Here is a 20,469-nt window from a genome sequence, read left to right on the forward strand (position 1 = left end):
GCATGACCGGCAAGGACCAGCTGTCGTATCCGGAGCTGTGCGGGCACATCATCGAGGTTTGGAGGGACGTCCTCCACCTCGACCGGATCGAGCCCGACCAGGACTTCTTCGACCTTGGCGGCCATTCGCTGGGGGCGGTGCGAGCCGCCGCGCGGCTTGTGGACGACCTCGGCTGCGATCTGTCCCTACGTGCGATCTTCGAGCACCGCACGGTCGAGACCCTCGCATCGGCGATCATGAACATCGGAGCGACGAGATGACGGGGCTCCAGAGCGCGTTCCGCGCCGTGGCAAGCGCTGCCGACTTCGAACGCGCGGTCGCCGAGTTCCAGGCGGCCTGGTCGGAGGGCCGCCGCGAGGCGGCTGTTCCGGTGTGGATCGGCGAACGCTCCGACCTCGGGACGGCGCTCGACCTCGCTGCGGGGCTCTACCCCGCACTGCGGCAGCCCCCCAGACACGTGGCGGGAGTCGTCCTGGGGGACGTTCCGGAGGCGGTCCGCTCGTTCGCCCGTCCGCTGGCCCGGCAGTGGACGGACGGCGAGCCGTCCGCGGGCGACGGCTCGCTGGTGGTCCTCGGCCGCTACGAGGATCTGCGGATGGAGATTCTCGGGCCGGTCCTGGTGGACGCCTATCGCCGTGACCGGGACGTCTTCCTGTTGACGGGCCGCGACCTGCACTCGCTCACGTGGATGATCGCCAAGCAGTACGGGGAGGTGGCCGCCGGGGGCGAGACCGGGCTGTTCACCGACCTGGACACGGAGCCGGTGTCCACCTCGGCGACCTACTACGACTCGCGGACCGTGGACGGCGTGGATCTCACCCGCGTCGTGGCGGAGCGCGTCTGGAAACGCGTCATGGTCAGCGGTCACGGCACCGAGGACAGCATCAACCTGGGTGCGCACACGGTATGCGGCCGGAGCCCGGTCGCCGGTCCCGAGCGGCCCGGTCCCACGTGCGCCTACGGACGCGGCTGTTACAAGCCCGAGGACAAGCTGCTCCCCGCACATCGGGTCCGCGCGGCGGAGCTCGTGCTCAGCGGCTGCGACAGCGGTGCCCTGGCGGATCTCGCCTCCTACAGCCCGCGCTACCAGCTGCTCCTGAACGCCGTCGACGGTCCTGCCCAGACGGTGGTGGCCGCACTGTCCATGCACCAGTCGGCCCGGGTGGAGAACCTCATCTGGCTGGACTCCGCCGACCGGGGCGGGAGTACGGCTCGGCTGCTGAACGCGAGTCTCACGACCATGCATCCTTACCCCACGTTCATCCAGGTAGGGCTACCGAGTTCGGCCTACGGGGACCCGGCGCCACCGGCTCCGGTAGTTGAGGAGGAACCCGCGGGACTCGTCAGGGACCTCGGCTCCCGGGCCCGCGGCTTCCTCATGACCGGCATGCTGCCCGCCGCGCATCCCCTGCGAGAAGGGTTCGAGAGGGTGGCGGAGAAGGCCGAGACAACGGCCGTCCGGCCGATCATGGGCCTGGCCGCGGAAAGGTCCGCGTTCCTGCGCTCGCTCCGGGACGACGCCCGGTCGCTTGACGAGGCGATGGCCGTACGCATGGCGGAACGTCCCGACGACGGGCTCGCCGAGTTCCCCCGCTTCTTCGGCGACCGGAGCTCGGTCTCCCTGTCGGGCGCGACGACCACGCCGTGCGTCCTGTGCGGGCGGACGGCGTGGCAGTACCGGCGTCGCGGGTTCAGCGTGTGTGTCCCCGACACCACCGCGCACGTCTGCCTGAGCTGCGGCCCGGTCGGATACACGATGGACGGCGGGGTACGGCTCGACGCGGACGCCGCCCCGGCCGTCTTCGCCGGGGCGGCGTTGCGCATCGAGGCCACGGTCGAGCCGGCGCGGCCGGGGCCGGTGCAGGTGGGCGTGATCGTCCCCTGGAGCCTCCGTGCCCAGATATCCCCGGCGCTGCACGGTGTACGGCTCGGCCGACGGGAGCGCCGGAGCGTCCTGTTCGACATACGTCTCGACCCGTCGGCGCCGCCGCAGGAGCACCACTTCACGGTCTTCGGCGTTCAGGATCTCGCGATCTCCCTGTTGCGTTGTCCCTTCGCCGTCCTGCCACCCGAGGAGGCATAGGTGGACAGCACCCTCCACGCGGAGGTGGCCCGCCGGGCAAGGGAGCGGCCGGACCATCCGGCGCTGGTCGAGCGGGGAGTGACCGTCAGCTACCGCACCCTCGACCGGGCGGCTGACTTCTTCGCGTCGCTCCTCACCGACCTGGGCGTCGGCCCCGGGAGCACGGTCCCCGTCATCCTTCCCCGGTCCGCGCGTCTGGTCGTCGTCCAGCTCGCACTGCTGAAGTGCGGGGCGGCCTACTCCGTGCTCGATCCAGGATGGCCCGCCGAGCGGCTGGAGTCGCTCGTCGGGCGCCTGCCGTCGCCTCTGGCCGTTGCGGACTCGCAGGCACACGGGTTCCCCGTCTGGACCCCGCCCCAGGAGTCACCGCGGGAATCCGCGGGCCGTGCGGCAGCCCCGCCACAGCGGGGCGCCGACGGCGCCACACCCGCGATGGTCATCTTCACCTCAGGGACCACCGGGGTGCCCAAAGCGGTGGTTCTGCCGCACCGGGCGGCGCTGCGCCTGTTCCGCGGAGACAGCCCGGCCTCTTTCGGCCCCGGCCACGTCATGCCGCAGGTGTCGAACGCGGCATGGGACATGTACGCCCTGGAGGTCTGGGGAACTCTGGTCGCGGGAGGAACCTGTCTCGTCCCGGACGACCGGATCTTCCTCCCGGAGACCCTGCGCGCCGCCGTCACCGAGCACGGCGCGAACACGGTGCACATGCCGACCGCTCTGTTCAACCTGTTCGTCGATGTGGACCACAGCTGCTTCGCCGGCCTGCGGACGGTTCTCGTCAGCGGTGAGGCGATGTCCGGCGCCCACGCCGCCAGGTTCATCCGGGCCCATCCGGGGATTGCGCTGGTGAACTGCTACGGCCCCGTCGAATGTTGCATGTTCGTCTCTTCCCACCAGGTCTCCGCGCGGGACTGCGACGCCTCCGGCGGCGTTCCTCTGGGTACGGCGGCGCCGGGCACACGGATCTTCGTGATGGCCGGCGACGAGGTGTGCCCCTCCGGGAAAGAGGGCGAGATCTGCGTGGCCGGTGACGGCCTGGCCGTGGGTTACCTGGGACAGGACGGACTGACCGCGGAGCGGTTCCGCACCGTGTCGATCGAAGGTGCGCCGACGCGGGTGTACCGCACCGGCGACCAGGGACGCGTGGACGGCGACGGCAACCTGCGCTACCTCGGCCGCAGGGACCGCCAGGTGAAGCTCCGCGGCTTCCGGGTCGAACCCGCCGAGGTGGAGCATGCCGCCCGCTCGGTGCCGGGCGTTCTCAACTGCGCCGCGGTGCCGATCCGCGGAGCGGACGGCAGCTACCAGTCCATGGCGCTGGCCTACACGTCCGGCTCGAAGGGCGTGACCGACTCCGCGGACCCGCTCGGAGTGCGCTCGGCCCTGGCCGAGGTGCTCCCCGAGTATCTGGTGCCGACGCATGCGGTGGCCGTCGACGCTCTGCCCCTGACGCCGAACGGAAAGTTGGACCGGGCCGCCCTGGAGGCCTGGGGAAGCACGCATTTCAGGAGGAACAACCATGACTGAGCGCCATCCCCGCCTGCTGATCGTGGGACTGGATCGGTATACCCTCGACGCCTGTGTCCGCCTGGGCGTGGCCGCCGTCGTCGTCTGCGGCGCGGCCAGCTGGGACGACGGGCTCATAACCATCCCCTCCGAGCTCTCCGTGCTCAGGGTCGACGATCAGAGCAACGTCGAAGCCGTGCTGATGGCGCTGCGCCGGGCCGGGCTGGGCGCCGACGACTTCGACGCTCTACACACCTCCGACGAGTACTCCATGGTCTCGGCGAGCATCCTGGCCCGCCATCTCGGTCTGCCGTGCCTCGATCCGGAGGCGGCGGTGCGCTTCCGCGACAAAAGCCTGCAGAAGGCCGCGGTGCGCGACGCCGGTCTGCCCGCAGCACGGTGTGTGGTCGTGGAGGATGTCCTCTCCGTCTCCGGCCTCGAGGAGCTGCCCTTCGAACCCGCCGTGCTCAAGCCGGTGGCCGGTGCCGCGACTGCCCTCACCTCGGTGGTCGAGAACGTCGATGATCTCCGGGCCCAGAGTGAGGAGTACGGACGGAAGAAGATCAGCCAGCGCACCTTCGTGCTGGAGGAGTACGTCGCCGGCGACGAGTGGTTCGTGGACGGGATCGTCCACGGCGGGGAACTGCTGTTCTGCGCCGTGGGCGCCTACGGGGACCCGTGCCTGACCGCCATCCAGAGCGGGAAGCCCCTCTGGCTGCGCCACTTCGACCCGGTCGGGGAGAGCTGGGTATACGAGAAGGCACAGGGCTTCGTGGAATCCGCGCTCGGAGCACTCGGGCTTCAAGACGGGTCATTCCACATGGAGCTCTTCCACGACCGATCGTCCGGAGTGCTGACGTTCGGCGAATGCGGCGCCCGTCGCGGGGGCGCGCTGATCCACGAGCAGATCCAGGCGAAGTTCGGGGTGAACATCGCCGAGTGCGCCGTCCAGATCGCCCTCGGACGCCGTCCCGAGATCGAGGCCAAAGTCAGGCCGGAGGTCTTCGGGGGCACCTACCTGCCCGGACGTCCGGGGACGTTGCTCGACTGCCCCACGCCGGCCGACCTCCTCGCTCTGCCGTACGTCGAGTTCGTCCGGATCGAGCACCCGGTCGGCACGCACTTCGCGGCCGGTCCGGCCAACACCAGTCAAAGGGTCGGGCAGTTCATGGTCGTGGCGGACTCGATCGAGCAGCTCACCGAACGCTTCGAGGACGTCAGACGTTGGTTCGACGAGCGCCTCTGGGTGCTTCCCGAGGAGCTGCCGACCAGAGGCAGGCGGGACTTCCAGCGGGAATGGCGGCCGACCGCCGACTTCAGGGACACTCTGTGGCGGTGACGGCCGTCCTGCTCCCGGCCGACAGGGGCCAGCGGGTGGTCGCGATGACGTCCTTCGTGCACAGCTTCGGCTCGGGACTGTTCATCGCGGCCGGCGCGCTCTTCTTCACCCGGGTCGTCGGCCTTCCCGCGCCGCAGGTGGCCGGCGGACTGTTCGCGGCGGCGATGACAGGGCTGGTCGCGGGTGTGTATGTCGGACACCTGGCGGACCGGTGGGGGCCGAAGCGCGTCCAGATCGGGGTGGCGGTCTGCGGAACGGTGGTGAACACCGGTCTGCTGCTGGTCGACACGTTCTGGACCTACCTTCTGGTCTCCATGCTGTCCGGTGCCGTGATCGCGGGGAGCTGGTCGACGCTGGCCCCGCTCGTGCGCGGTTTCGGCGGGCCGACACCGGCCGTCTTCCGCGGTTATCTGCGGTCTGTGGGCAATCTCGCGATAGCGCTCGGCGCGGTGGCGGCGGGCTTCGCCATCCAGTTGGACACCAGGGCGGCCTTCCTGACCGTCATGATCTGCCGGTCGCTGACCTATCTGATCTCCGGGCTGATCCTCCTGTGGCTTCCGCCCTTCACCCTCGAAGGCTCCGGCGGCGCCGACCGCGGCTGGGCGGCTCTGCGTGACCGCACCTATCTGGCCGCGACCGCGATCAACGCGGTGATGTCCCTGCACTTCGCAGTCCCCACGTTCCTGCTCCCGCTGTGGATCGTGGATCACACCGCCGCTCCCCGATGGACGATCTCCGCGGTACTCGTCCTCAACACGATTCTGGTGGTCGTCCTCCAGGTCCGCATCAGCCGGAACGTCGCCGATGTGCCGTCTGCAGGACGCGCGATGCGCTGGGCGGGCACGGCCCTCTGGGTGGGCATGCTCCTGATGGCGCTGGCCGAGGGAATTCCGCCCTGGTCCGGTGTTCTCCTCCTGGCGGCGGGAGTGATCGCCTACACATTGGGAGAGATCTGGCACAGCGCTGCCTCAGCCGAGTACTCCTTCGGTCTCGCGCCGATTCACGCGCAGGGCCAGTACGCGGGAGTCTTCGGCCTGGGTCATGGGCTGGCCGAAGGGGTGTCACCAGCGGTCATGAGCGCCCTCCCCCTGGCCCTGGGCCTTCCCGGCTGGCTCCTGCTCGCCACACTGTTCCTCGCCACCGGCCTGGCCTGCCGCCCCCTCATGGCCCATGTCTCCCGCCCTGTCCCCCGCCCTGTCAGATGAACGGCAGTACGGCGAGCGTCATCTCGGCGACCGAGACGGAGCCGGGTCCGGACAATGTGGACAGCTCTCCTCGGCCGGCCCACCACCGAGACGGACAGAACTCGGCGCGAGCTTGGTCGGTCTTGGACCGGCGGATGGTGACCCCCCAGGCCATCGGCGGTGGCGGGCAGCGGCGTGCGGTGATGGGTGGCGCACCAGGCGGTGAAGGTCTCCCGGTGGCGGGCGTAGGCGCGGCTGGTGTTGTCGGCCGGACCACCGGCGACACGGGCGCGGGCGGCGTCGCCGAGCTCCCGGTCGGCGGTGGTCGCCGCGATGATGTCCGCCGAGGCCGTGGTGTCAGGGGCCGGCCCCACCCGATAGGCCCTCCACTCAGGACGGGCGCGGCCCTGCCAGGAGCTCGCCGACCTGGACGACCGCGAACTCGACCTGGCCCTGGCCCTCCTCCCAGTTGGCGATCAGCGTGCAGCCCTCGTCGGCGAGCAGGTCGCCGCCCGACCGCTCGGTCCGCAGGTACATCAGCCCCTCCTCACCTTCGGTGCAGAAGAAGCTCAGGTGGGCGAACAGCTCGGGCGGCGTGAGGCCGGCCAGCGCCTCCTGCCACTCCTCGGCCGCCTCCGCCTCGAGGGGGAGGAGGCTTTCGGGGCCCGTGCCGAGCGCGGTGGCGACCCGCATCGCGTCGAAGAGCGTGCCGTCCGAGACCAGCCGCGGGTAGCAGACGGTCCAGGTGTCGCGCAGACCGGACGCGGCGAGGTCGTACCGCGCCAGCAGGGGAGCCAGGTCGCCGCCCAGGACGAGCCGGCCCGCGAAGCACGCCGCCGCGAGATCCGCCTCGAACTCCGGCGGCAGCCCGGCCTTGTCGAACTCGAAGACCGACCGGCTCGCGTCGAACTCCAGCAGCGGCTCGTCCAGGTCGAAGACCGGGCAGTCCCAGACGACCGGCTCGGCGCCGCGGAGGGCGGCCGGGTTCACCCAGGCGGTGTCCCGCGCGAAGCCGAGCTCGTTGATGAGGTTGCCGCCGAAGAACGTCGCGTAGGCGGCGTCGGCGTCGAAACTCGCCAGTGGACGGCCGAGCAGGATCTCAAAGGCGCCGGTCAGCTTTTCCAGCCACGGACCCGAAATGTTCGCGGAAACGGAGTTCATGCCGGGACCATATAGGTCGGGTCCGTCATTAGCCATGGACGCCGACTGTCACCATCCAGAGCACCGGAAATCACCCACCCGCCTACTGACCGTGCCGCCTCCGGCAGCCCTGCCGGAGGCGGCGAGGTCGCATCAGGCGACGGCGGTCCCCTCGAGCTCGACCATCAGGTCGGGGATCGCCAGCCGTGTCACCCCGAGCATCGTGGTGGACGGCGCCACCCCGGCGGCGCCCAACCGCGACGCCAGCACGCCGTAGTGCTCGAAGAGCCGATCGACGTCGGTGGTGTAGACGTTGAGCCGGACGAGGTTCGCCAGGGACATGCCGGCCTCGCCGAGCACGGCCTCCAGGTTGTCGAGGCTCAGCGCCAACTGCGCCGCCATGTCATCGGCATGCTGGGGCTTGCCGTCGCCGCTCATCGCGGTCTGCCCGGAGCAGTACAGGGTCCGGGTGTGCCCGGAGACGATCTCCCCCTGGTTGTACCCCATCTCCACCGACCACGCCCACGGGTTGACCGCCGTCCGCTCCATTGCCACATCAGCTCCATTCGATTCGTCGGGAGTACGTACGTCCATCGGCTCGGTAGCCACCATCTCTGACGTCGCGTTGACAAACCTCCCAGCAAATCACGACATCCTGTGTCGTGTATTCCTCTAAGGTTTTCGTATGCGCGCCGACCGGCTGGTCTCACTGGTGCTGCTGCTGCGGCAGCACGGTCGGCTGTCCGCGACCGCGCTGGCCCGCGAGCTGGAGGTGTCCACCCGCACCGTGCTGCGCGACATCGAGGCGCTGTCCGCAGCCGGTGTCCCGGTCTACGCCGAACGCGGCCGGCACGGCGGTTTCGCGTTGTTGCCCGGTTTCCGGACCGAGCTCACCGGACTGAACCCCGACGAGGCCCTTGCCCTGCTGGTCGCCGGATCGCGGCGCGGCGCGCAGGCATTCGGCCTCGGCTCGGCGCTCGCTTCGGCGATGCTCAAGGTGGTTGACGCGCTACCCGAAAGCTATCGGGACACCGCGGCCGGCGCGGCCGAGCGATTGCTCATCGACCCGGAGGTGGACCTCCTCTCGCGCCGGCTGGTCGCCGAGGAGGTGCCTGACGCCATAGCGGCCGAGGTCCTGCGCGCGGTGTTCGCCGGACACAAGCTGCAGATCCACTACGCGGCTGTGGACCAGACCCCGAAGTGGCGCACGGTGGACCCGATCGGCCTGGTCACCATACGCGACCGGGGCTACTTGCTGGCCACGAGGTCCGGCGCGGACCGCACCTACCGGCTGTCCCGAATCTTGGCCGCCAAGGAGCTCCCCGAACCCGCACAGCGACCGGAACGGGTCGATCTGGACCGGGCCTGGCAGGAACGCAGCACGCGGTTTCGGACCGGCGGCGACCAAGTCACCGTGCTGGTACTGATGAACCCGGAGCGGCGGGAGGAGCTGCTGGGCACCGCGCTGGCCGTCAGCGCCGAAGAAGCCGACGCAGACGGCCGGCTGCGGCTGGAGGTGACCTTCCAAGATCCGAGACACGCCGAATGGGCGCTGTGGCAGCTCAGCACGGACGCGGAAGCCCTGGCCCCGCAGTGGCTGCGCACCTCCCTGCGCAACCGCGCCACCGCGCTCGCCACCCGCTACGGAGTCTCGTCCTGAGAGTCAGTCGCCTTCCGCGGGATCGCCCAGTCCGGCGCCCAGGTCCCGGCGGCGTCGTGGCCGGCCACTGTGGCGGCGAGGTGGGCACGGAGGGTGGCCAGCGCGGGGTGCGGGTTGTCGCGGTGCCACAGGAGCGAGTGCGGGTAGACGGGCGTGGGGTCGGTCACCGGGATGCGGCGCAGGCCGTGGTCGGCGGGCCAGACGAGACGGGTCTGCTCCCCCATGAAGGTGGCCAGGGCCGGAGTGTCGGCGACGGTGTCGAGGAGCGCGTCTGAGCCGAAGTTGGGGCCGGTCGCCTCGATGGTGAGGCCGAACTCGGCGACGAGATCGTCGTAGTAGGCGGCCCACTCGGTACCGGGGACGATGCCGGGCATCCAGATCCGGTGCCCGGCGAGCTGGGTCAGGGTCACCGACCGGGCGCCCGCCAGCGCGTGGGCGGGGCCGGTGAGGAGCTGGAGCGGCTCGTCGAGCACCCGGACGGCCTCGATGTCCTCGGGAAGGGGCCGGCCGGGCACGGCGACGGCGCGGAAGGACGCGTCGATCACACCGGACCGAACGGCGGCGACGGCCGTCTCGATGTCGAACAGCATCACCACGTCGAGCTCGATCTCGGGGTGCGCGCGGTGGAAGCCGCGCATCAGGCCTGAGGCCGCGCCGCGCGAGGCGATCATGTCGACGCGCAGCGGACGGCTGCCGGTGCGGACGGACGCGACCGCGCGCTCGGCGACCCGGAGCAGTTCCCTGGCGTGGGGCAGGAACGCCTGCCCGTCGATGGTGAGCTCGGCGCCGCGCGGGGTGCGGGTGAACAGCCGTACTCCGAGGTCGCGCTCCAACGCGGCGATGCGCTTGGAGACGGCCTGCTGGGTGACCGCCAGCTCGGCGGCGGCCTCCTGGAATTGCCCCGCGTCGGCGGCGGCGACGAAGGTCCGGACGGTGTCGAGGTCCATGCGGCCACCCTATGGGTACAACCGTTGGTTGTGGCTGAGCGGCCTCACGGTTGTTTGATCCCCTGATACGGCGCGCGCTTTGATGCATGCGATCGCGGATCGGTTGTGCAGATGAGTGGCGAGGAGCGTCGGGCATGCGGAGCGGGAATCGGTTGGGGCGGCAGTTCGGATGGCTCTGGGGAGCGTACGGGACCAGCGCGCTCGGTACGTGGATCGCCTTCGGCGCGTTCCCGCTGATCGCGGTCCAGGTGCTGCATGCCGGGCCGGCGGAGGTCGCGGCGTTGTCCTCCGTGGGGGCTTTGGCGGGCGCGGCCGTGGCGGTGCCGCTCGGCCCCTGGGTGGAGTTCCGCCGCAAGCGGCCGGTGCTGATCGGGACGGACCTGGTGCGGTCCGCGGCGCTGCTGACGATCCCCGCCGCGTTCGCGCTCGGCGTGCTCTCCTTCGTCCAGCTCCTGCTGGTCTCGGCCGTCGTCGCGGCGGCCGACATCACCTTCCGCGCCACCTCCGGCGCGTACCTGAAGACGCTGCTGCCGGCCGAGGACCTGCTCGTCGCCAACGCCCGGTTCGAGTCCACGACCTGGACGACCACGATCATCGGACCACCGCTGGGCGGTGCCGCGATCGGGCTCCTCGGTCCGGTGGCGACGGTGGTGGCCGACGCGGTCAGCTACCTGCTCTCGGCCCTGGGCATCCGCGCGGCGGGCGGCCAGGAGCCGCGGCCCGAGCGCCGGGAGGCCGCGCGCATGCGGGCCGGGGACCTGCTCGACGGTTGGCGCTACATCCTCGCCGACGCGACGCTGCGTCCGCTGTTCTTCAACACCGCCTTGTTCAACGGCCTGGTGATGGCCACCGACGCGCTGCTGGCCGTCCTGATGCTCGGCCAACTCGGGTTCGCACCGTGGCAGTACGGCCTCGCCTTCGCCGCGCCCGCGGTCGGCGGGCTGCTCGGTTCGCGGCTGGCCCGACCGCTCGTCACCCGGTTCGGGCAGCACCGGGTCCTGGTCGCGGCCGGGGTGCTGCGCGCGATCTGGCCCATCGGGCTGGCCTTCCTGGGGCCGGGGACCGGAGGGCTGCTGCTGGTGATGGGCGTCGAGCTCGGGCTGATCTTCTGCTGCGGGGTCTTCAATCCCGTCTGCGCCACCTACCGCCTCGAACGCACCGCGACCGAGCGGGTCGCCCGCACGCTGTCCGCCTGGTCGGTGACGACCAAGGTCTCGACCGCGCTCCTGACGGCCGTATGGGGTGTGCTGGGCAGCCTGCTCGGCCCGCGCACGGCCATCGGCCTGGCCGGCGTGCTCCTGCTGGCGACTCCGCTGCTGCTCCCCCGACGCGCCGCGGCACCCCTCACCGAGCCGGAGCCGGCACCGAGCCGCGCCTGACGGGCCGTCACGGCCGTCACGGCCGTCACCGCGATCGGGTCGCGCACCCCTGTCGGAGCGGTCCGCCCCTCCGCGTAGGGCTCGGAGATGAGCGCGGCGGCCTTCACCGAGGCCGGTGGGGTCGCGGCACGGCAGATCGTGGCTCACGTACCCAATGTGTAGTCGGCCCCGGCGCGCGGTCTCGCGTGTCAGGGCACCCTCATCACCCAAGGAGAGAAATGACCGTCACGCCCCCGGTGCTCGACCCCCGGACGGCCGCACTGCTCGTCCTGGATTACCAGCAGGGAATCCTGGCCTCGCTCCCCGGCCTGGCCGACCCGGAAGCGCTGCTGTCACGGGTGGCCGGCGCCATCGCCGACATGCGAGCGCACGGCGCCGCCATCGCCTACGTGCGAGTCGGATTCACCGCAGCCGACTGGGCGGCGATCCCGCCGGCCAACAAGACTTTCTCCTTCCTCGGCCGGCAGCGCCTCATGCACCACGCGGATCCCGCCACAGACTTCCACCATCAGCTCGCTCCCGAGCCCGGCGACATCACCGTCCGCAAGACCCGCTACGGCGCGCTGTCGACGACAGACCTGGACCGGCAACTGCGGGATCGCGGAATCACCACCCTGGTCATCGCCGGCATCACCACCAGCGGCGCCGTACTGTCCACCGTCACTGACGCCGCCGACCGCGACTACCGGCTCTACGTCCTCTCCGACGGTGTCACCGACCCGGACCCGCAAGCCCACCAGACCCTGATGACCAGCATTTTCCCGAGAGTGGCCCACATCGTCGACACCGCCGAACTGCGCTCGCTCCTGCACGAGAGCCATCCCGATCGGGCAAAGACCGGCAGGGCATAACCGTCAATGACGATCAGCGACCGTCAGGGGGATCGCTGTCAGCGGCCGGACCTCGGTTCTGACCGCTGACGGATCATGTGTCCGCCGAGACGGTCGGACGGGTCAGCTGTGTGTGGGTCTGTCCGCTGTCGAGCAGCGCTGTCGGGCGGTGTCGGCGGTCCCCGCCGACGCGGGGGTGAGCGAGACCGCCGGCCATGTCGGGGTGTCGCGGCAGACGGTATGGTCCCGGCTGCGCCGCTGTCGGGCACCCGGCCTTTCGGGATCGGCGGACCGTGAGGTCATCACCGCGGAACGGACAGGAAAGGCCGGCCCTCCTCCCCCCTCATCATTGCCTGCCCCCAGCTCAGGACAGGGCCCTGACGCGGGCGGCCTGCTCTTCTTGGACTCTTCGGGCAGTACGCAGGAAATCGAGGACGACGGCCAGTTCGTCCGGCCCGTACTCCTGCAGCGCCCGGGCACCCGCCTGGCCGACCGGGACGAAGATCTCGGCATCGGCCGAGCGGGCGGCGTCGGTCGCGGCGACCAGGACGCGGCGGCGGTTACCCGGATCGGTGGAACGGACCACCATGCCCGCGCGCTCCAGCCGGTCGATGACCGTGGTGGTGGCCGCCGGGCTGAGCTTCAGCGCGAGGCTGATCCGGCCCGCGGGCACCGGGCCGTCGGCCAGCACCACGTCGAGACAGCGCAGGTCGGTGCGGTTGAGGCCGAGCCGGGCGGCGGCCGCCTCGTCGAAAGCGTCAAAGCTCTGCTGCAGCTGCCGCAGCTCCAGGGCGATCTCCCCGAAAACACTGTGTTTCGACATTCGAATCTTTCCGTTATCGTATATTTCGTTAATCGAAACGACGATATCATGTGCGGAGGCCTCCATGCGCTCAACCATCCTCACCGCAACCACTCCCAGCACGCGAACCGGCGACAACACTCAGATCGAAGAACTCTTCGCCGACTTCCTGGCGGCCTGGACGCCGGGTGACGCCCAGGCGTTCGGCGCGCTGTTCGCCGACGACTCCGAAACCTGGACATGATCGAGTCGGCCGACCGCCGGCGCACCCTCCTGGCGGGAATCTCCGGCCGGATACGACCCGCACCCCGGCATCAAGGATCCGCCGGTCCGACGCCGCTCCGCCGCGGCGACAGGCACCCCGGACGTTCCACGGTGACGGAGAGCAGTTGATCACTGCCGTGGTAGCGTCGCCGTGGAAGCCCGTAAGCGCTTGCCCCGGACGAGATGTGCGCCGTACCCGGCCTGCAAAGACGACGCACTCGAAGGAGACGTCATGGATGCGGGCATATCCCTGATCGATTTCACCGGAGTGACTCCGGAGCCTTGCGCGCTGGACGTCCGGTGGATTCACGGCTCACCGTCGGCCAAGCACAACACCGATCCGGACATCCAGGTCCACGCCTACGACGAGCACACGTTCATCCTGCGGCAGAACATGGCGATCAACTACGAGGCGCCGTTCCTGTTCCTGCTGTTCGGAAACGCGCGGGCGGTGTTGATCGACACCGGCGCCACGGCATCCGCCGAGTTCTTCCCCTTGCGCCGGGTGGTCGACGAGCTCGTCGCCGGCCGGCTCGCCCGCCACCCCCGGGAGGAGTACCACCTGCTGGTGCTGCACACCCACCCGCACGGCGACCACGTCGCGGGCGACGACCAGTTCGCCGGCCGCCCCGATACCACGGTGGTCGGCGCGGACCTGGTCACCGCCTGGGAGTATTTCGGGTTCAGCAAGGATCCCGACGTGGTGGCCCAGGTCGACCTGGGAGGCCGTGTGTTGGAGTGCCTGGCCACCCCGGGCCACCACGAGGCGGCGGTCACGTTCTACGACCGGTGGACCGGGCTCCTGCTCACTGGCGACACGGTCTACCCGGGCCGTCTCTACATCCAGGACTGGTCGGCCTTCGCCCGGAGCATCGACCGCCTGATCGACTTCTCCGACCGCCGGCCGGTCACCCACGTGCTCGGCTGCCACATCGAGATGACCAGGCAGCCAGGCGTGGACTACCCGATCCGCACCACCTACCAGCCCGACGAGCCCCCACTGCAGATGACCACCGGGCACCTGCACGAAATCCGTACGGCGATCAAGGAGATCGGCGACCGGCCCAGCCGGCGTGCCTACCCTCTCTTCGTCCTCTGGCCGAACTCATGAGCCGCACGACGCATCGGACCTCCTGCCCGATGCGACGTCGCCCCCGGCCGCGATACCTACGGGCCGGCTGATCGACCGGCCCGCCCCGAGTGGAGGGCCTTCACCACTCAGGCGGTGGCTACGGGGGCGGGGCGGCGCGAGCGCAGGCCGTAGGCGGTGATGAGAGCGCCCAGCGGGGAGAAGCCGCCCGCTGTCAGGAACGCGACGCGGTAACCGGCCGGCGTGACACGACCACTCTCCATCTGAGTACAAACAATTTGCCGACAGATGAATGAGACCGTATGACTACAAATCATCTGCTGTCAAACGATTGGCGGAAAGACGGTATGCGGTAGGCTGGCGGCAGGGCGAAGAGGAGATCGATGGCGACCACGACCAGGACAGCCGAGCGCGCACGGCCGACGTACTTTCCGCAACTCGCCGCCGAGCGGCTGGACATCGCACTGTGCCGGGCCTCGGCTGCCGTGGCGCGCGCCGCGGACACGCACGCCGCCGAGGAAGGCCTCGGGGTCGGGCAGCATCTCGTGCTCCAGATGCTCGACGCCGTCGGCCCTTGCTCCCAGCAGACGCTCAGCGAGGAGCTGCGCATCGACCGCAGCGTCATGGTCAGCATCTGCGACGACCTGGAACAGGCGGGCCACGTGCGCAGGGAACGCAACCCCCGCGACCGCCGCTCCTACGCCGTCACCATCATCGACTCCGGCCAACGGCGGCTGGCCGAGGCCCAGACGTCGGTCCCGGCCTTCCTCGAGGACACCTTCCACCCTCTTACGCCCGAGGAGCGTGGCCAGTTGAGCACGCTTCTGGGCAAACTCCTGGGGATCGGCGCCTGACACGCCGGCGCCACCCAGCGGTCCGTCGCGGCCCCGCTGTTGCCGGAGAACCCGTACGGCGACCGGATCACTCCGGCACGCGGCGACCGGGGCATCGACATCCGGATCGAGCACCCCGACGGCGGGCCTGCGCCCATGGTTCGAACCCCAGGCCCCGGCTCCCTGACCCGCGAGCGTGCGGAATGTTCCGTCATGAAATGATCGAGGGCCATGGAGATCATCGACAGTGGACGGTTCGTACCCGCGGCGGACGGGTCCGCCGACTACGCGGAGCACCTGCGGGTGCCCGCCCTCAGCTTCGGAACGTATTCCATCCCGGCCGGCGCGACAGACGGGCAGTCACCGCACAACGAAGACGAGATCTACGTTGTGACGAGCGGGCGCGGCTCCTTCACCTCCGGCGGCCAGACCGTCGAGGTCGGCCCCGGCACCACGCTCTTCGTCCCGGCCCGCGAGGAACACCGCTTCCATGACATCACCGAGGACCTGGTGACGCTGGTGTTCTTCGCCCCCGCATACACCGGGATCCCCCAGTCCTAGCGCCGGTCCCGTTTCAAGGACAGGCCCTGAGCAACCTGTGCGGTGGCGGCGGAAGGTCTCGGTGGACATCTCCAGGGCCTTGGATCTCCCGGCACAGGCCGCAGGCTCTCGGAGCCGGCCCGAAGGCCTTACGCAGAGCGGCCAACACCTTCGGGCCGGCCCGGTCAGCCGTCGCTTGACCCCACAACGTGCCCGGATGTGGGGGGCACGTTCGGGGGGAACCGCCGCTTCAACCGGTCCCCGCATGATCGCTTGGCGATCTGTGGCCACTGGTACTATTGCCACATTTCGTGAACTATCAGGTCTAACGGGGCAATAGTGACGACGGGGCCCGGTTTCCGCCCGCAGTATCCGACCCAGCCACCGCCGCCATGGCAGCAGGGCCAATGGCAGCAACCACCGCCCCCACCCCCACCCCCCAGACGCAGGACCGGACTGTGGGTGACGCTGGGCGTCCTCTCCCTCGCCCTGGTCGTCGCCGCGGGCGCGGGAGTAGGGGTGGTCCTGCGGGACCGGGGCTCCGCCTCGGCGCTCGACCCGCGTCCGACCGGATCGGCAGCCCCAGGGCCGACCGATCAGGGGCCGGTCGACCCCGACACGGTCGTGGTCACCGATGAGGAGATCTCCGCGCTGCTCAAGGCACACAGTGAGGCGCTGACGTCAGGTGACGCCAAGACGTTCACCTCGATCTTCGACCAGAAGAACGCCGCCCTGGTCCGCGACCAGGCGAGACTGTTCGCCAACCTGCGCAAGATGCCGCTGACCCAGATGTCCTATGAGACGCTGCGCCGCACGGGTCGCACCGAGGACAGCTTCGGACGCGGCGTGACGTTCACCCAGGACGTCGCATTCGTGCACCGCTTCACCCGCATCGATCTCCAGCCGGTATCGGAGTGGTACCGCTGGACCATCGAGAAGGCCTCGGCTGACGCGCCCCTGGTCGTCACCAAGGTGGGCGGCGCGCCCCCGTCGATCACGAGCGGCGAGGGCTCCAAGACCGTGTACTACCCCGGCCCGTGGGACATCTGGCCCGATGTCGCCGTGGTGAAGGCCGGCTCCAGCATCGTGCTGGCCAGACCGCAGGAGGCCGCCCTCGCCAGGCGCATCGCGCCGGCCGTCGCCAAGGCCACCACTGCGGACCTGGCCTTCTGGCGGCGCAACGGCCCACCGGACGCCGCGGTGTCCACCGGGTTCGTGATCGCGCTGGCCGAGGGCCAGGCCCAGCTGGGCAACCTGTTCCGCAGGCAGAAGGCGCACGAGGCGGGCGTGTCCATTCCGATGCCCAGCTGGGGAGCGGGCAGCAGCATCAGGATCGGCGGCAGCCGTATCGTGCTGGACACCACCTCGCCCTTCTTCGACGACGGAGCGGGCATCCAGGAGGTCGCCCAGCACGAGATCGCCCACTCGCTGGTCGCGACCCTCGACAGCGCCCAGTTCTCGCTGTTCGGCAAGGCCAACTGGATCGTCGAGGGCTTCGCCGACTACGCCGCCACCCGGCACCAGAGCGTCGCTCAGGTCCGCCGCTTCCCCGAAGGCCGGGCCTACCTGGCAGGGCGGCTGGCCAGGCCGTTCGAGGGCAAGCTTCCCGATAACGTCTTCTGGGACTACGAGAACCTGATCAACGCCAACTACTTCATGGGCAACCTCGCCATGCGCTTCATCGCCAAGAAGTACGGCGAGCGCAAGCTGGCCGAGGGCGTGGCCGCGGCCTACCGGGCGCAGGGCGACAAGAGCGAGGCCGCGCTGTTCGAGGTGCTCGGTGTGAGCAAGGCGCAATTCGAGCGGCAGTGGGCGGCATACGTGCGCCGGCAGCTGGCGTGATGGGGGAACGCAGATGACCGACCAGTACAACGGCAACCCGTACGGCGGGCAGCCGGCTCCCGACCGGCTCCCGAACTGGGGACAGCCCGTCCAGGGCTCCCCCGGTCACAGCCGACCACCGTCCGGCGGGCCCGCTCACGGCCCCGGTAACGGCCAGCCACCCCCCGGCCAACCGGCTCACGGCCCCGGGTACGGCCAGCCACCCCCCGGTCAACCCGTCTACGCACCCCCCGGTCAACCCGTCTACGGGCCGCCAGGTCAGGGAGGCCCTGCCTACGGCCGGCCAGGGCCGTGGACCCCCGGGCCACCGGGACCCGCGCCGCACCCCCAGGGATACCCGAGCGGCCCGCCGTACCCCTACCAACAGCCCCACCCGCAGCAGCCGGGCGGCTGGGACGCCCCGCCACCGCCACCGCCGCCGCAGCGCAAGAAGGGCCAGACCGCGCTGTTCGTCGCGCTCGGCCTGGTGGTGCTGCTGGCCGTGGGTGCGGGCACCGCGTGGTTCGTCGCCGGCACCGGCCCGGGAGCTGGTCAGGACGGCGGGCAGAGCGTCGGCCCTGCGGCGGCGGAGCAGTGGTCGGTGCCGCTGGTCAACGCCGACAGCACCGACTTCACCTCGGGCCTGGCCTTCGCCGCCTGGCTGACCGACACCACGGTCGTCCGCGCGCAGAGGGACGGTCTGCTCGCCTACGATCTGAAGACCGGCAAGCGCGCCTGGGGCGTGCCCTCGCCGGGTGAGCAGCTCTGCGGGGCCACCGCCGAGCTGGCGGCGGGCAAGGGCGCGGTCGCGTACGGCAGCGCCCGCCTGTGCGACCACCTGGCCGGCGTGGACACGGCCAAGGGCCAGATCACCTGGAAGGTCAAGATCCCGGCCGAGAAGTCCACCCTGTCCGACATGCTCGCCGCACCGAAGGTGATGAACGCGGCAGGCATGGCGGTGGTGGCGGTGGATGAGACCGTGTACGGCTACCGCCTGTCCGACGGCGCCCGGCAGTGGACCGCCGCGCCGCCTGAGGGCTGCCATCTCGATGACGTCAACGCGGCGGCCACCCGCGTGGTCCTCATCCTCGACTGCGCCTTCAACGGCACGAGCAACCGCGTGGAAGTACTCGACCCCGAGAGCGGCAGGCCGGTCAAGCGGTATCCGCTCGGCGAGCTCGGGCTGGGCCCCAAGGCCCTGTCGGCCGACCCGGTCATCGTGCACGTGGAGAAGGGCGGTCAGAGCACGTTCACCGCGTTCGACGACAACGGCGGCAAGGTCGACATCAGGACCGGCCATGTGGACCTGCTCGCCATGAACAAGGTCGCGTTCTTCGACGGCATGGCCGAACAGCGCCGCTACGCCGTACACGGTGACCGGTTGTATCTGGCGACCTTCCCCGAGAACGTGCCGGGCGAGCTGCGCTCGCGTAACACGGCGGTGAGCTTCGATCTCAAGACCGGCAAGCAGCTCTGGGAGTCGTCGGGCACCCAGAACACCAAGCTGACCTACATCCGCGCCGACGACAAGGGACTGCTGGCCCTGGAGGTGGGCGACCGGCGGGACCTCGCGCCCCGGCTGGTGCGGCTCGACGCGGGCACCGGCAAGGCGACGGTGATTGCGGGGCTGCCGCAGGAGTTCGGCACCGAGGGGGACAACGCCCGGGTGTTCGAGCGCGGTGGCGCGGTCATCATCGTCCCGTGGACCTCGGTCGCCACCAAGAACGCGGTCAGCTACGTCGCGACAGGAGCGAGCTGACCGCTCAGCCGTGGGTACGGGGCGACGGCTGACCGGGCGGCGGCCTCAGCGGCGGCGTTGGCGCAGCAGCTCCACGCCCACGTCGACGTACCCCTCGAACAGGCCGATCACGTCCTGCAGGCGGTCCCGTGCCGGACCGGGGCCCACCAGGGTCTCGCCGTCGTGCAGGGCGGCGATCAGCTTTCTGGCGCGCGCGTGGCCCGCCTCGAGCAGCGTCTCCAACCCGCCCGCCGCCTCCACCAGCAGCCTGCGGCTGCCCGGCTGCGGGATCACCCTGGCCAGTCCCCAGGAGTCGAGCTGCCGCACCGCGGTGCTCACCGCCCCTTTGCTCAGCCCCAGCTCGGCGGCGATCGCATCGAGGGTGTCCGGCCGGTCGGTGATCAGCAGCAGTCCGTAGACGCGGCCGGTGGCGTGCGGCAGGTGCCACGAGGCGAGTAGATCACCCACCGAGGTGACGAACGCGGCCCGCCGCTCGGCGTTCACGCTGTCCCCCTCGTCTGGAGGCTTGTGCGGAGGAACGTCTCGACCGCGGCGTTGACCGCCTCGGGCGCGTCCTGGTTGGCGATGTGCCCGGCTCCGGGCACGACGATCTCTTCGACCCCCTCGGCCGCTGCCCACCTCGGCATGGCCGTGGCGATGTTCCCGGTACGGTCCCGGTCCCCGCGGACCAGGCAGAGCGGCACGGGAGTGCGATAACCCGGATCCGGGTCGAGGAAGCCCACGGTCGCCCGCCACACCTCCATGAACTCCCCCTTCGTGAGCTGCGAGAACGCCCTGCGCGCATCGGCCCTGGCCGCCGGGGTGACCGCGGAGGCGCCGGCCATCAGCTCGGGGAGCCGCCCGGCCGGGATCACCGACAGGGAAGGCGCCGCCACCTTCAGCAACAGGCGCTCCCCGGTGGACAGGGGTCCGGTGTTCCAGGTCGAGCCGATGACCACCAGTGCCCGGCACAGCTCGGGATGCCGCCGGACCAGCGCCTGGCTCAGGTTGCCGCCCAGCGACTGACCCACCAGCACCGGCCGGTCGAGCCGCAGGTGCTCGACGAGCGCGAGCAGGTCCGTCGTCGCCCGCTCGGCGGTGAACGGCGCACCGGCCGGTCGAGAGAGCCCGTGGCCGCGCAGATCCCAGGTGACGACCCGGTACCCGAGTGTCCGCAAGTGGTCCCGCTGGGCGTCGAACATCACGTGGTCGGCCCCGGCGCCGTGCGAGAACACCACCGGAACGCCGTCACCGCCACTGTCGGCGTATCGAAGGTCACAGCCGTCCACACTGAGGGACAAATTTAGCATTTA

At 70.4% G+C, this 20,469-nt stretch carries 21 protein-coding genes and 1 riboswitch; of the genes, 14 read left to right on the forward strand and 7 right to left on the reverse strand.

Going from position 1 to position 20,469, the window contains the following annotated elements; translation table 11 throughout:
- Positions 1-2: 2 nt before the first annotated feature.
- Genes J2S55_RS42215 through J2S55_RS42235 form a run of 5 tightly spaced genes read left to right on the forward strand, consistent with a single transcriptional unit; the run spans position 3 to position 6,133 of the window.
- A complete protein-coding gene (locus J2S55_RS42215) occupies positions 3-260 on the forward strand; it encodes a phosphopantetheine-binding protein (protein ID WP_306872954.1) in 258 nt (85 codons plus the stop codon).
- Positions 257-2,083: a hypothetical protein gene (locus J2S55_RS42220; protein ID WP_306872958.1), complete on the forward strand. Its 1,827-nt coding sequence runs from the start codon at positions 257-259 to the stop codon at positions 2,081-2,083. Before J2S55_RS42215 ends, J2S55_RS42220 begins: the two co-directional genes overlap by 4 nt.
- Positions 2,084-3,610: an amino acid adenylation domain-containing protein gene (locus tag J2S55_RS42225; protein WP_306872961.1), complete on the forward strand. Its 1,527-nt coding sequence runs from the start codon at positions 2,084-2,086 to the stop codon at positions 3,608-3,610. It abuts the gene before it with no gap.
- A complete protein-coding gene (locus J2S55_RS42230; protein ID WP_306872964.1) occupies positions 3,603-4,928 on the forward strand; it encodes an ATP-grasp domain-containing protein in 1,326 nt (441 codons plus the stop codon). The genes J2S55_RS42225 and J2S55_RS42230 overlap by 8 nt, the downstream gene beginning before the upstream one ends.
- Positions 4,925-6,133: an MFS transporter gene (locus J2S55_RS42235; protein ID WP_306872966.1), complete on the forward strand. Its 1,209-nt coding sequence runs from the start codon at positions 4,925-4,927 to the stop codon at positions 6,131-6,133. The genes J2S55_RS42230 and J2S55_RS42235 overlap by 4 nt, the downstream gene beginning before the upstream one ends.
- 369 nt (positions 6,134-6,502) lie before the next feature.
- Here the strand turns inward: J2S55_RS42235 and J2S55_RS42240 are convergent, their stop codons facing one another.
- Together J2S55_RS42240 and J2S55_RS42245 are read right to left on the reverse strand one after the other, a co-directional pair.
- On the reverse strand, positions 6,503-7,273 hold the full coding sequence (locus J2S55_RS42240; protein ID WP_306872968.1) for a hypothetical protein: 771 nt from the start codon (positions 7,271-7,273) through the stop codon (positions 6,503-6,505).
- Between the two features lie 132 nt (positions 7,274-7,405).
- Complete coding sequence (locus tag J2S55_RS42245; RefSeq protein WP_306875848.1) at positions 7,406-7,801, reverse strand: RidA family protein; 396 nt, start codon at positions 7,799-7,801, stop codon at positions 7,406-7,408.
- Positions 7,802-7,937: 136 nt separating this feature from the next.
- Between J2S55_RS42245 and J2S55_RS42250 the strand changes: the two genes are divergently transcribed.
- A complete protein-coding gene (locus tag J2S55_RS42250; RefSeq protein WP_306872971.1) occupies positions 7,938-8,912 on the forward strand; it encodes a helix-turn-helix transcriptional regulator in 975 nt (324 codons plus the stop codon).
- On the opposite strand, the gene J2S55_RS42255 is transcribed toward J2S55_RS42250, so the two are convergent.
- The gene (locus tag J2S55_RS42255) at positions 8,894-9,859 is read right to left on the reverse strand and encodes a LysR family transcriptional regulator (RefSeq protein ID WP_306872974.1); all 966 of its coding nucleotides are present in this window, start codon (positions 9,857-9,859) and stop codon (positions 8,894-8,896) included. The two genes, J2S55_RS42250 and J2S55_RS42255, sit on opposite strands and share 19 nt — an antisense overlap.
- 134 nt (positions 9,860-9,993) lie before the next feature.
- Here J2S55_RS42255 and J2S55_RS42260 point away from each other — a divergent pair, with 134 nt between their 5' ends.
- Both J2S55_RS42260 and J2S55_RS42265 read left to right on the forward strand, forming a co-directional pair.
- On the forward strand, positions 9,994-11,238 hold the full coding sequence (locus tag J2S55_RS42260) for an MFS transporter (RefSeq protein WP_306872976.1): 1,245 nt from the start codon (positions 9,994-9,996) through the stop codon (positions 11,236-11,238).
- A 218-nt stretch (positions 11,239-11,456) separates the two neighbouring features.
- A complete protein-coding gene (locus tag J2S55_RS42265) occupies positions 11,457-12,089 on the forward strand; it encodes a cysteine hydrolase family protein (protein ID WP_306872978.1) in 633 nt (210 codons plus the stop codon).
- Between the two features lie 343 nt (positions 12,090-12,432).
- Here the strand turns inward: J2S55_RS42265 and J2S55_RS42270 are convergent, their stop codons facing one another.
- Positions 12,433-12,891, reverse strand: a complete 459-nt coding sequence (locus J2S55_RS42270; protein WP_306872981.1) for a MarR family winged helix-turn-helix transcriptional regulator — start codon at positions 12,889-12,891, stop codon at positions 12,433-12,435.
- A gap of 64 nt (positions 12,892-12,955) precedes the next feature.
- Here J2S55_RS42270 and J2S55_RS42275 point away from each other — a divergent pair, with 64 nt between their 5' ends.
- Complete coding sequence (locus J2S55_RS42275; RefSeq protein WP_306872984.1) at positions 12,956-13,114, forward strand: nuclear transport factor 2 family protein; 159 nt, start codon at positions 12,956-12,958, stop codon at positions 13,112-13,114.
- 171 nt (positions 13,115-13,285) lie between these two features.
- Positions 13,286-13,353: riboswitch (guanidine-III (ykkC-III) riboswitch) on the forward strand.
- 13 nt (positions 13,354-13,366) lie between these two features.
- On the forward strand, positions 13,367-14,245 hold the full coding sequence (locus J2S55_RS42280; protein ID WP_306872986.1) for an MBL fold metallo-hydrolase: 879 nt from the start codon (positions 13,367-13,369) through the stop codon (positions 14,243-14,245).
- Positions 14,246-14,352: 107 nt separating this feature from the next.
- Here the strand turns inward: J2S55_RS42280 and J2S55_RS42285 are convergent, their stop codons facing one another.
- Positions 14,353-14,487: a hypothetical protein gene (locus J2S55_RS42285; RefSeq protein WP_306872990.1), complete on the reverse strand. Its 135-nt coding sequence runs from the start codon at positions 14,485-14,487 to the stop codon at positions 14,353-14,355.
- A 120-nt stretch (positions 14,488-14,607) separates the two neighbouring features.
- Between J2S55_RS42285 and J2S55_RS42290 the strand changes: the two genes are divergently transcribed.
- From J2S55_RS42290 to J2S55_RS42305, 4 genes are all read left to right on the forward strand, one after another.
- A complete protein-coding gene (locus tag J2S55_RS42290) occupies positions 14,608-15,078 on the forward strand; it encodes a MarR family winged helix-turn-helix transcriptional regulator (RefSeq protein WP_306872993.1) in 471 nt (156 codons plus the stop codon).
- Positions 15,079-15,288: 210 nt separating this feature from the next.
- Positions 15,289-15,618 (forward strand): cupin domain-containing protein, encoded by a 330-nt coding sequence (locus J2S55_RS42295; RefSeq protein WP_306872996.1) that lies wholly within the window; start codon positions 15,289-15,291, stop codon positions 15,616-15,618.
- A gap of 441 nt (positions 15,619-16,059) precedes the next feature.
- Positions 16,060-17,439, forward strand: a complete 1,380-nt coding sequence (locus tag J2S55_RS42300; RefSeq protein WP_306872999.1) for a hypothetical protein — start codon at positions 16,060-16,062, stop codon at positions 17,437-17,439.
- A 13-nt stretch (positions 17,440-17,452) separates the two neighbouring features.
- On the forward strand, positions 17,453-19,177 hold the full coding sequence (locus tag J2S55_RS42305; protein WP_306873002.1) for an outer membrane protein assembly factor BamB family protein: 1,725 nt from the start codon (positions 17,453-17,455) through the stop codon (positions 19,175-19,177).
- A 45-nt stretch (positions 19,178-19,222) separates the two neighbouring features.
- On the opposite strand, the gene J2S55_RS42310 is transcribed toward J2S55_RS42305, so the two are convergent.
- Complete coding sequence (locus tag J2S55_RS42310) at positions 19,223-19,660, reverse strand: GbsR/MarR family transcriptional regulator (protein WP_306873005.1); 438 nt, start codon at positions 19,658-19,660, stop codon at positions 19,223-19,225.
- Positions 19,657-20,466 (reverse strand): alpha/beta fold hydrolase, encoded by an 810-nt coding sequence (locus J2S55_RS42315; RefSeq protein WP_306873009.1) that lies wholly within the window; start codon positions 20,464-20,466, stop codon positions 19,657-19,659. Before J2S55_RS42315 ends, J2S55_RS42310 begins: the two co-directional genes overlap by 4 nt.
- Positions 20,467-20,469: the final 3 nt, after the last annotated feature.

Origin of the sequence: Streptosporangium brasiliense (genome assembly GCF_030811595.1) — a bacterium.
Taxonomy (GTDB): domain Bacteria; phylum Actinomycetota; class Actinomycetes; order Streptosporangiales; family Streptosporangiaceae; genus Streptosporangium; species Streptosporangium brasiliense.

Excerpts from the sequence above, each read along its gene's own strand:
- J2S55_RS42240 (WP_306872968.1), bottom strand. The coding sequence starts at position 7,273 with ATGAACTCCGTTTCCGCGAACATTTCGGGTCCGTGGCTGGAAAAGCTG.
- J2S55_RS42255 (WP_306872974.1), bottom strand. The coding sequence starts at position 9,859 with ATGGACCTCGACACCGTCCGGACCTTCGTCGCCGCCGCCGACGCGGGG.
- J2S55_RS42285 (WP_306872990.1), bottom strand. The coding sequence starts at position 14,487 with ATGGAGAGTGGTCGTGTCACGCCGGCCGGTTACCGCGTCGCGTTCCTG.
- J2S55_RS42270 (WP_306872981.1), bottom strand. The coding sequence starts at position 12,891 with ATGTCGAAACACAGTGTTTTCGGGGAGATCGCCCTGGAGCTGCGGCAG.
- J2S55_RS42290 (WP_306872993.1), top strand. The coding sequence starts at position 14,608 with ATGGCGACCACGACCAGGACAGCCGAGCGCGCACGGCCGACGTACTTT.
- J2S55_RS42275 (WP_306872984.1), top strand. The coding sequence starts at position 12,956 with ATGCGCTCAACCATCCTCACCGCAACCACTCCCAGCACGCGAACCGGC.
- J2S55_RS42305 (WP_306873002.1), top strand. The coding sequence starts at position 17,453 with ATGACCGACCAGTACAACGGCAACCCGTACGGCGGGCAGCCGGCTCCC.
- J2S55_RS42260 (WP_306872976.1), top strand. The coding sequence starts at position 9,994 with ATGCGGAGCGGGAATCGGTTGGGGCGGCAGTTCGGATGGCTCTGGGGA.
- J2S55_RS42315 (WP_306873009.1), bottom strand. The coding sequence starts at position 20,466 with ATGCTAAATTTGTCCCTCAGTGTGGACGGCTGTGACCTTCGATACGCC.
- J2S55_RS42230 (WP_306872964.1), top strand. The coding sequence starts at position 3,603 with ATGACTGAGCGCCATCCCCGCCTGCTGATCGTGGGACTGGATCGGTAT.
- J2S55_RS42250 (WP_306872971.1), top strand. The coding sequence starts at position 7,938 with ATGCGCGCCGACCGGCTGGTCTCACTGGTGCTGCTGCTGCGGCAGCAC.
- J2S55_RS42265 (WP_306872978.1), top strand. The coding sequence starts at position 11,457 with ATGACCGTCACGCCCCCGGTGCTCGACCCCCGGACGGCCGCACTGCTC.
- J2S55_RS42280 (WP_306872986.1), top strand. The coding sequence starts at position 13,367 with ATGGATGCGGGCATATCCCTGATCGATTTCACCGGAGTGACTCCGGAG.
- J2S55_RS42215 (WP_306872954.1), top strand. The coding sequence starts at position 3 with ATGACCGGCAAGGACCAGCTGTCGTATCCGGAGCTGTGCGGGCACATC.
- J2S55_RS42220 (WP_306872958.1), top strand. The coding sequence starts at position 257 with ATGACGGGGCTCCAGAGCGCGTTCCGCGCCGTGGCAAGCGCTGCCGAC.
- J2S55_RS42295 (WP_306872996.1), top strand. The coding sequence starts at position 15,289 with ATGGAGATCATCGACAGTGGACGGTTCGTACCCGCGGCGGACGGGTCC.
- J2S55_RS42245 (WP_306875848.1), bottom strand. The coding sequence starts at position 7,801 with ATGGAGCGGACGGCGGTCAACCCGTGGGCGTGGTCGGTGGAGATGGGG.